The sequence below is a fragment of the Eubacterium sp. CAG:161 genome (assembly GCF_000432355.1).
In the GTDB taxonomy this organism is placed as follows: domain Bacteria; phylum Bacillota; class Clostridia; order Lachnospirales; family Lachnospiraceae; genus Eubacterium_G; species Eubacterium_G segne.
The window spans coordinates 1-7,324 of record NZ_HF991866.1 but is presented as its reverse complement, the minus strand read 5'-3'; the positions used below and the strand labels follow the sequence as shown (position 1 = coordinate 7,324).

General features: G+C 35.8%; 8 protein-coding genes. All 8 read left to right on the top strand.

Features of this window, described 5'->3' with window-relative positions; genetic code table 11:
* Positions 1-205: 205 nt before the first annotated feature.
* The 8 genes from Q5O30_RS06400 (at position 206) to cysK (ending at position 7,277) form a co-directional block, all read left to right on the top strand.
* Positions 206-748, top strand: a complete 543-nt coding sequence (locus tag Q5O30_RS06400) for a phosphatase PAP2 family protein (RefSeq protein ID WP_021952922.1) — start codon at positions 206-208, stop codon at positions 746-748.
* A gap of 73 nt (positions 749-821) precedes the next feature.
* The gene (locus Q5O30_RS06395) at positions 822-1,235 is read left to right on the top strand and encodes an Rrf2 family transcriptional regulator (RefSeq protein ID WP_021952921.1); all 414 of its coding nucleotides are present in this window, start codon (positions 822-824) and stop codon (positions 1,233-1,235) included.
* 145 nt (positions 1,236-1,380) lie between these two features.
* A complete protein-coding gene (locus Q5O30_RS06390; RefSeq protein ID WP_021952920.1) occupies positions 1,381-2,124 on the top strand; it encodes a cell wall hydrolase in 744 nt (247 codons plus the stop codon).
* Positions 2,125-2,339: 215 nt separating this feature from the next.
* Positions 2,340-3,527: a cysteine desulfurase NifS gene (nifS, locus tag Q5O30_RS06385; protein ID WP_021952919.1), complete on the top strand. Its 1,188-nt coding sequence runs from the start codon at positions 2,340-2,342 to the stop codon at positions 3,525-3,527.
* 17 nt (positions 3,528-3,544) lie between these two features.
* Positions 3,545-3,928: a Fe-S cluster assembly scaffold protein NifU gene (nifU, locus tag Q5O30_RS06380; protein WP_021952918.1), complete on the top strand. Its 384-nt coding sequence runs from the start codon at positions 3,545-3,547 to the stop codon at positions 3,926-3,928.
* Between the two features lie 55 nt (positions 3,929-3,983).
* Entirely contained in the window at positions 3,984-4,895 is a 912-nt protein-coding gene (gene nadA, locus Q5O30_RS06375) for a quinolinate synthase NadA (RefSeq protein WP_021952917.1), read from the top strand.
* 32 nt (positions 4,896-4,927) lie between these two features.
* A complete protein-coding gene (gene mnmA / locus Q5O30_RS06370; RefSeq protein WP_021952916.1) occupies positions 4,928-6,019 on the top strand; it encodes a tRNA 2-thiouridine(34) synthase MnmA in 1,092 nt (363 codons plus the stop codon).
* A gap of 325 nt (positions 6,020-6,344) precedes the next feature.
* Positions 6,345-7,277 carry a cysteine synthase A gene (gene cysK / locus Q5O30_RS06365; protein ID WP_021952914.1) on the top strand — a complete coding sequence of 311 codons (933 nt, stop codon included), beginning with the start codon at positions 6,345-6,347 and terminating at the stop codon, positions 7,275-7,277.
* The last annotated feature ends 47 nt before the right edge of the window (positions 7,278-7,324 follow it).

Below are 7,324 nucleotides of genomic sequence, written 5' to 3'. Positions count from 1 at the left end.
GAGGTGCTCCACCACTGAGCCACTCGCGCATTGTTTCGTGTGTGTCACACGCAAGACATATAATACTATATGGCAATGGCTTTGTCAACAATAAAATTAAAAAAAGTTAAAATTTTCGTAATAAAGATATGAAAATGTTTATTTGCAAAGACAATAGGTTTGTGATTAAATATATAATAAACATAAATATAAAAGCGAGGTTGTTATGTCATTGGATTGGAATGTTTTAAACTGGATACAGGAAAACTTGCAATGTGATTTTTTAGATGTATTTATGAGTAAATTCACATTGTTAGGAGAAATGGGAATAATTTGGATTGCCATAGCCATAGGACTGCTTATTAGCAAAAAACATAAAAAAGCAGGATTGCTGGTACTTATTGGATTATTGTTAGGAGTTATAATAGGAAATGGAATATTAAAAAATCTGGTTATGAGATCAAGACCGTGCTGGATAAATACAGATTTTAATCTACTTATTGCAAATCCAAAGGATTATTCATTTCCGTCGGGACATGCATTGTCCTCAACTATTGCAGCAACAGTTATTACATTATATAGGAAAAAATGGGGAATAATAGTTATTCCAATAACCGCTCTTATGGCTTTCTCAAGATTATACCTGTATGTACACTTCCCTACAGACATTTTAGGAGGAATTGTTATGGGAATTATCATTGGATATGTTACATATTTTTGTGGAAATAAAATTATTGACAGTGTAGGCAAAAAGAAGAATGCCTTATAGGTTAGGGAAAAACACCAATTGATTTTCTTTAATCCCTATTATATACTAGGAATTAAAGAAGGAGGCAGTTAAAATGATGATTTCAACAAAAGGGCGTTATGCTCTAAGGGTTATGATAGATTTGGCACAAAATTCCAAGGAAGGATTTGTTTCCCTAAAGGACGTGGCAAAGAGACAGCAGATATCCATGAAATACCTTGAAATGATTGTGTCTATACTTAATAGAGGAAAAATGGTCAAAAGCCAAAGAGGAAAGGCAGGAGGCTACAGATTAATTAAAGATCCTTCAGAATACAGTGTAGGTTCCATTATAAAACTGGCGGAGGGTACCTTAGCACCGGTTTCCTGTTTAGAAGAAGGGGGAAGCTGTGACAGAATGGAGAAGTGTGTAACATATCCATTGTGGAAACAGTTAGATGAGGTAATAGATGATTACCTTGAAAATGTTACTTTGAAGGACTTGATGGATGGAAATGTAAAAAAATAAAAACATAAAAATAAAATAATTTAAGGCTTAAGTATTCTTGTGTTAATTAAGTGTTACGTAATCCTTATTGACAAATTACAAAAATTACGGCATAATTAACAACTGTGAAAACATTGTAATAATTTCGTAACAAACGGAGGTTAGGGTGAAGAGTAAAATATACGGGTTGCTTTTAGCGTCCCTTATGATAGTTACTTTATGTCCTTTAAGTGTGTCGGCGAAAAGTGTTAATAATGAAGCAAAAACAGTTACGGCTTCTCAAACAAATGATGTGATTACAGTTTCAAAGAATGTTAAGGTAAACAGCACTTTTTCAAGCCCGAAGGCTTTAGGCATAAAGAAGGCAAAATTAAAGCGTTTATACAATATAGTTTCAGATAATACAAAGGTTGCCACAGTTACGGCAGCAGGAACGGTTAAAGGTATTAAGAAAGGTGCCACAACCATTACGTTAACATCAAAGGCAGATGGTTCTGTATATGCTAAGATTAATGTAAATGTTAAGAACCGTTACAATAAGCAGAAGTTAAGACTTATGTCAGCTATTATTTATGCAGAAGCCGGTTCAGAGTGTTATGCAGGAAAGAAAGCAGTTGGTATTGTTATTATGAACCGTGTGCGTTCTAAGGATTTTCCGGGAACGTTAAAGAAGGTTATTTATCAGCCGGGACAGTTCGGACCTGTAAGAAACGGTTCATTAAAGAAAGCTTTAAAGTTATACGATGAAGGCAGACTTAATAAGAAATGCATTAAAGCTGCGAAAGCTACTCTTAATGGAGACAGGGTAGTGACTTACAAAAATGTAAAGACAGACATGAGTAGTTATTTATTCTTTAGTGGGTATGTAAGTGGTATGAGATTACAGATTCAGGGACATCAGTTTAAATAGTTTTTCTATAGATTTCACTTTAAGGAGATGTACCGCATTGGTTAAGGAGATTAATTAATGCGATACATCTTTTTGATATTGCTAAGAATGTATTGAATTAACTGTCAAATTAGTGCAAATAATACCTTTATAACAATTATGAATAAAGGGCTTTACAAATAAAACTATATGAAGTATAATTCCTATGAAAAAGATAGGAATAAGGAGGAGACATTATGTATATATACGCTGACAATGCGGCAACAACAAAGACAAGTCAGGCAGCTATTGATGCCATGGTTGACATTATGAACAATGTGTATGGTAACCCATCAAGCCTTCATACTGTAGGACAGAAGGCTAAAGAGGCATTAGAAAAGGCAAGAGTTGAAGCGGCACAGTGCTTAGGAGCTGATTTTAAGGAAATATATTTTACATCAGGCGGAAGCGAAGCTGATAACCAGGCAATTATTTCAGCAGCAAAGTTTGGTGCAAGAAAGAATAAAAAGCATATTATTTCCACTAAGATTGAACATCACGCAGTGCTTCACACATTAAATAAATTAGAAAAAGAAGGCTTTGAGGTTACACTTTTAGATATAGATGAAAGTGGAATTGTAAAACCTGAGGATGTGGAGAAGGCAATAAGAGAAGATACAGCTCTTGTTACCATAATGTATGCCAATAATGAAATTGGAACTATCCAGCCTATAGCAGAAATCGGAAAAATCTGTAAGGAGAAAGGGGTAATTTTCCACACAGATGCTGTTCAGGCAGCAGGACATCTTCATATTGATGTAAATAAAGAAAATATTGATATGTTATCATTATCAGGTCATAAATTCCACGGACCGAAAGGTGTTGGAGTATTGTTTGCAAGAAAGAATATTCCTCTTGTAAATATAATAGAAGGTGGAGCTCAGGAAAGAGGAAGAAGAGCAGGAACTGAAAATCTTCCGGCTATTGTAGGTATGGCAAAAGCATTAATGGATGCAACAAAAGCCATTGATGAAACAGCAGAAATTGAAATTAAATTAAGAAATCACCTTATTGAAGGTTTGGAAAAAATCAGTCATTCTATTTTAAATGGTGACAGAGAAAAGAGACTTCCGGGAAATGTAAATTTCTGCTTTGAAGGAATTGAAGGAGAGTCATTATTGTTATTATTAGATGCTAAGGGAATTGCCGCATCTTCAGGTTCAGCGTGTACATCAGGGTCCCTTGACCCAAGCCATGTACTTTTAGCTATTGGAAGACCTCACGAGATAGCTCATGGTTCTTTGAGACTTACTATCTGCCGTGATAATACAATGGAAGAAATTGATTACATGATAAAAGAAATAGCTAACGTTGTTGAATATTTAAGAGGAATTTCACCGGTTTGGGATGAACTGGAAAAAGGTGAAATTAAGCACATTATTTAATTTTTGGAGGTGTCAATATGTTATATAGTGAAAAGGTTATGGATCATTTCATGAATCCTAGAAATGTTGGAAAAATAGAAGATGCTGATGGCGTAGGTGAAGTGGGAAACGCAAAATGTGGTGATATAATGAAAATATATATTAAGGTTAATGATGGAATCATTACAGATGTTAAGTTTAATACATTTGGATGTGGCTCAGCAATTGCCAGCAGTTCCATGGCAACAGAAATGATAAAGGGAAAACCTGTATCAGAGGCATTGGAGCTTACCAACAAAGCAGTTGCAGAAGCACTTGACGGATTGCCTGCTCATAAGTTACACTGTTCAGTGTTAGCAGAAGAAGCAATTAAGGCTGCTATTGAAGATTACGAGAAAAAGAAAGAAGCTAAAAGCGAATAAAGACAAATCTTTTGCCATGGATTTTTTCTTTTAGCTTACAGGAAAGAGTGAATTTATGATAAAAGATTTACAGGAAGAAATTTTAAAGTTAAAAAAGGAAAAGGATATTTGCATTTTAGCCCATTGTTATCAGAATCCTGAGATTTTAGAGGTGGCAGATTTTACCGGAGACAGCTTCGGGCTTTCAGTAGAGGCTGCAAAGACCAGTGCTAAGACAGTAATTATGTGCGGCGTCAGATTTATGGCTGAAACAGTGAAGATTCTTTCACCGGATAAAAAGGTAATACTGTCAAATGCAGACGCAGGCTGTCCCATGGCAGAAATGATGGACAAGGATTTAATTGAACAGGTTAAGAAATCCTATCCGGATTATACTGTGGTGGCATATATTAACACAACAAGTTCCCTTAAGACTATTTGTGATGTTTGCGTTACATCTTCATCAGCAGTGACTATTTGCAAAAAAATAGAAAATGATAAAATCTTATTTATACCTGACTGCAATTTAGGTGCGTGGGTAGCACAGCAGCTACCAGAGAAAACCTTTAAGCTGTTAAACGGAGGCTGCCCGACTCATGCAAGAATGGGTTCAGAGGATGTTAAACGTGCAAAGGAAAAATGGCCGGATGCTTTAGTATTAGTTCATCCTGAATGTAAGCCGGAAGTGGTAGAATTGTCAGATTACGCAGGTTCAACTACAGGAATTATGAGCTATGCCAAAAACAGCCAGGCAAAGGAATTTATTATTGGAACTGAAAACAGTATTGTAACCCATTTACAGATGGAATGTCCTGATAAGATTTTCCATCCGTTGTCAAAAGACTGCATTTGTCATAACATGAAGGCAACAACCCTTACAGACGTGCTTAACTGTTGCAAGGGAATTGGTGGCGAGGAAATTAATCTTGATGAAGATACAAGATTAAAGGCAAAGGCATGTATTGACAAAATGATAGAACTTGGTTAATTATCTTTTATTAGTGGATGGAGATGACGATAATGAAGAAGGCTTTAGTTGCAATGAGTGGCGGCGTAGACAGCAGTGTTGCTGCGGTTTTTATGAAGGAAAACGGATATGACACAATAGGTGTTACCATGAAGCTTTATGACAATGAAGATATTAATATGTCAAGAGAGAAAACCTGTTGTTCATTAAGTGATATTGAAGATGCAAGAAGTGTTGCATTTAACGTTGGAATACCATACTACGTTTTTAACTTTAAGGCAGAATTTAAAGAAATGGTTATTGACAAATTTGTCAATTGCTATAAATGTGGAATGACACCTAATCCATGTATTGACTGTAACAGGTATTTAAAATTTACAGAGTTGTACAGACGTGCAGAGGCATTAGGATGTGATGTTATAGTTACGGGACATTATGCCCGGGTTAAGTTTGATGAAAACACCGGAAAGTACCAGCTTCTTAAGGGAATTGATGATACAAAGGATCAAAGCTATGTATTGTACCATATGACTCAGGAACAGCTGGCACATACTATTTTTCCTCTTGGAGAATATACAAAGGATGAAATAAGGGAGATTGCGGAAAAACATCATCTGGTAAATGCTGCAAAGCATGACAGCCAGGATATATGTTTTATTCCTGATGGAAATCATAAGAAGTTTATAGAGCAGTATTCCCATAAGAAAATAGGTCCCGGTAATTTTTTGGATGTTAACGGGAAAGTCATAGGAAAACACAACGGATATTACAGATATACAGTAGGTCAGAGAAAAGGCATTAATGTAAAACGGGAAGGAAAGCATTATGTTTTGGAAATCAGACCGGAAACGAATGAAGTTGTTGTTGGAAGAAACAAGGATTTATATACCAATGAACTTATAGCTACAGATTTTAACTGGATTTCCGGGGAAAGTCCTAAGGAGCCGGTAAAGGTAAGCGGAAGAACAAGATACCATCAGCCTCTTACAAAGGGTACGGCATCGGTACTTGAAAATGGAGATGTTAAGGTTGTATTTGATGAAGCAATCAGGGCTATAACCAAGGGACAGTCCGTTGTTTTGTACGATGGAGATGCAGTTCTTGGTGGTGGAACCATTATAAAAACAGATGTAAATGAAAATTAAAATAAAGCTTCTTTTTGCCGTAAAACAGGCGAAAGAAGCTTTATTTTTACACTAAAACATACTAAACATATATGAAATATAAATTTTTTTAAAAAATATAAAAATCCTATTGACAATGTAGGAATTAAATGATAATATCTTTATATCCTACAAAACAGATAGGGAATAAATGAAAAGGAGATTTGAATAATGAATAAGACAAAGACAGCTTATAATTACAACATGCGAAAGACATACTGTTGTTCCATGATGGTTAGTAAAGAAGAAGTGATTGGTAAAAATCGAATGTGTAAATAGTCTTATTAAATTATTGGAGGATATAAAAATGGCAAAAATAAATAAAAGTGCAGCAGAATTAGTTGGAAATACACCATTATTAGAGGTGACAAAATATCAGGAAAGTGTTGGAGCAACGGATGCTACTATTTTAGCAAAGCTTGAATATTTCAATCCGGCAGGAAGCGTTAAAGACAGAATTGCTCTTCAGATGATTTTAGATTTAGAGGAAAGTGGAGAGATTAAGCCGGGAGCAACACTTATTGAACCAACATCAGGAAATACAGGAATCGGAATTGCAGCTATAGCAGCAGCAAAGGGATATAAAGTAGTAATTACTATTCCGGAGACAATGAGTGTTGAGAGAAGAAACATTATCAAGGCTTATGGAGCAGAAATTGTACTTACAGACGGAACTAAGGGAATGAAGGGAGCCATTGCAAAGGCGGAAGAAATTCATGAAAACACACCTGGTTCAGTAATTGTAGGACAGTTTGTAAATCCGTCAAATCCAAAGGCACACAGACTTACAACAGGTCCTGAAATCTGGGAAGATACAGATGGGAAGGTTGATATTTTTGTAGCCGGTGTTGGTACAGGCGGAACAATTACAGGTGTTGGTGAATACTTAAAGTCAAAGAATCCTGACGTAAAGGTTGTAGCTGTTGAACCACAAACAAGCCCTGTATTATCAGAAGGAAAAGCAGGAGCTCACAAGATTCAGGGTATTGGCGCCGGATTTGTACCGGAAGTTTTAAATACAAAGATATATGATGAAGTATTTCCTGTATCAAACGAAGACGCATTTGCAGAAGGGAAGAACATTGCAAAAACAGAAGGCGTATTAGTAGGAATTTCATCAGGAGCAGCATTATACGCAGCAAAAGAATTAGCAAAGAGACCTGAAAACAAAGGAAAAGTAATCGTAGCATTATTACCTGACTCAGGAGACAGATACTACAGCACAGCACTCTTTGCGTAAGCAAAGACGTGCATCACCAAAAATCATTAAGCGTCAAAAGCTTGCTT

What these genes read in the sequence shown, in the direction of transcription:
- nadA (WP_021952917.1), top strand. Translation starts at nt 3,984, where the DNA reads ATGATAAAAGATTTACAGGAAGAAATTTTAAAGTTAAAAAAGGAAAAG.
- nifU (WP_021952918.1), top strand. Translation starts at nt 3,545, where the DNA reads ATGTTATATAGTGAAAAGGTTATGGATCATTTCATGAATCCTAGAAAT.
- mnmA (WP_021952916.1), top strand. Translation starts at nt 4,928, where the DNA reads ATGAAGAAGGCTTTAGTTGCAATGAGTGGCGGCGTAGACAGCAGTGTT.
- Q5O30_RS06395 (WP_021952921.1), top strand. Translation starts at nt 822, where the DNA reads ATGATGATTTCAACAAAAGGGCGTTATGCTCTAAGGGTTATGATAGAT.
- cysK (WP_021952914.1), top strand. Translation starts at nt 6,345, where the DNA reads ATGGCAAAAATAAATAAAAGTGCAGCAGAATTAGTTGGAAATACACCA.
- nifS (WP_021952919.1), top strand. Translation starts at nt 2,340, where the DNA reads ATGTATATATACGCTGACAATGCGGCAACAACAAAGACAAGTCAGGCA.
- Q5O30_RS06400 (WP_021952922.1), top strand. Translation starts at nt 206, where the DNA reads ATGTCATTGGATTGGAATGTTTTAAACTGGATACAGGAAAACTTGCAA.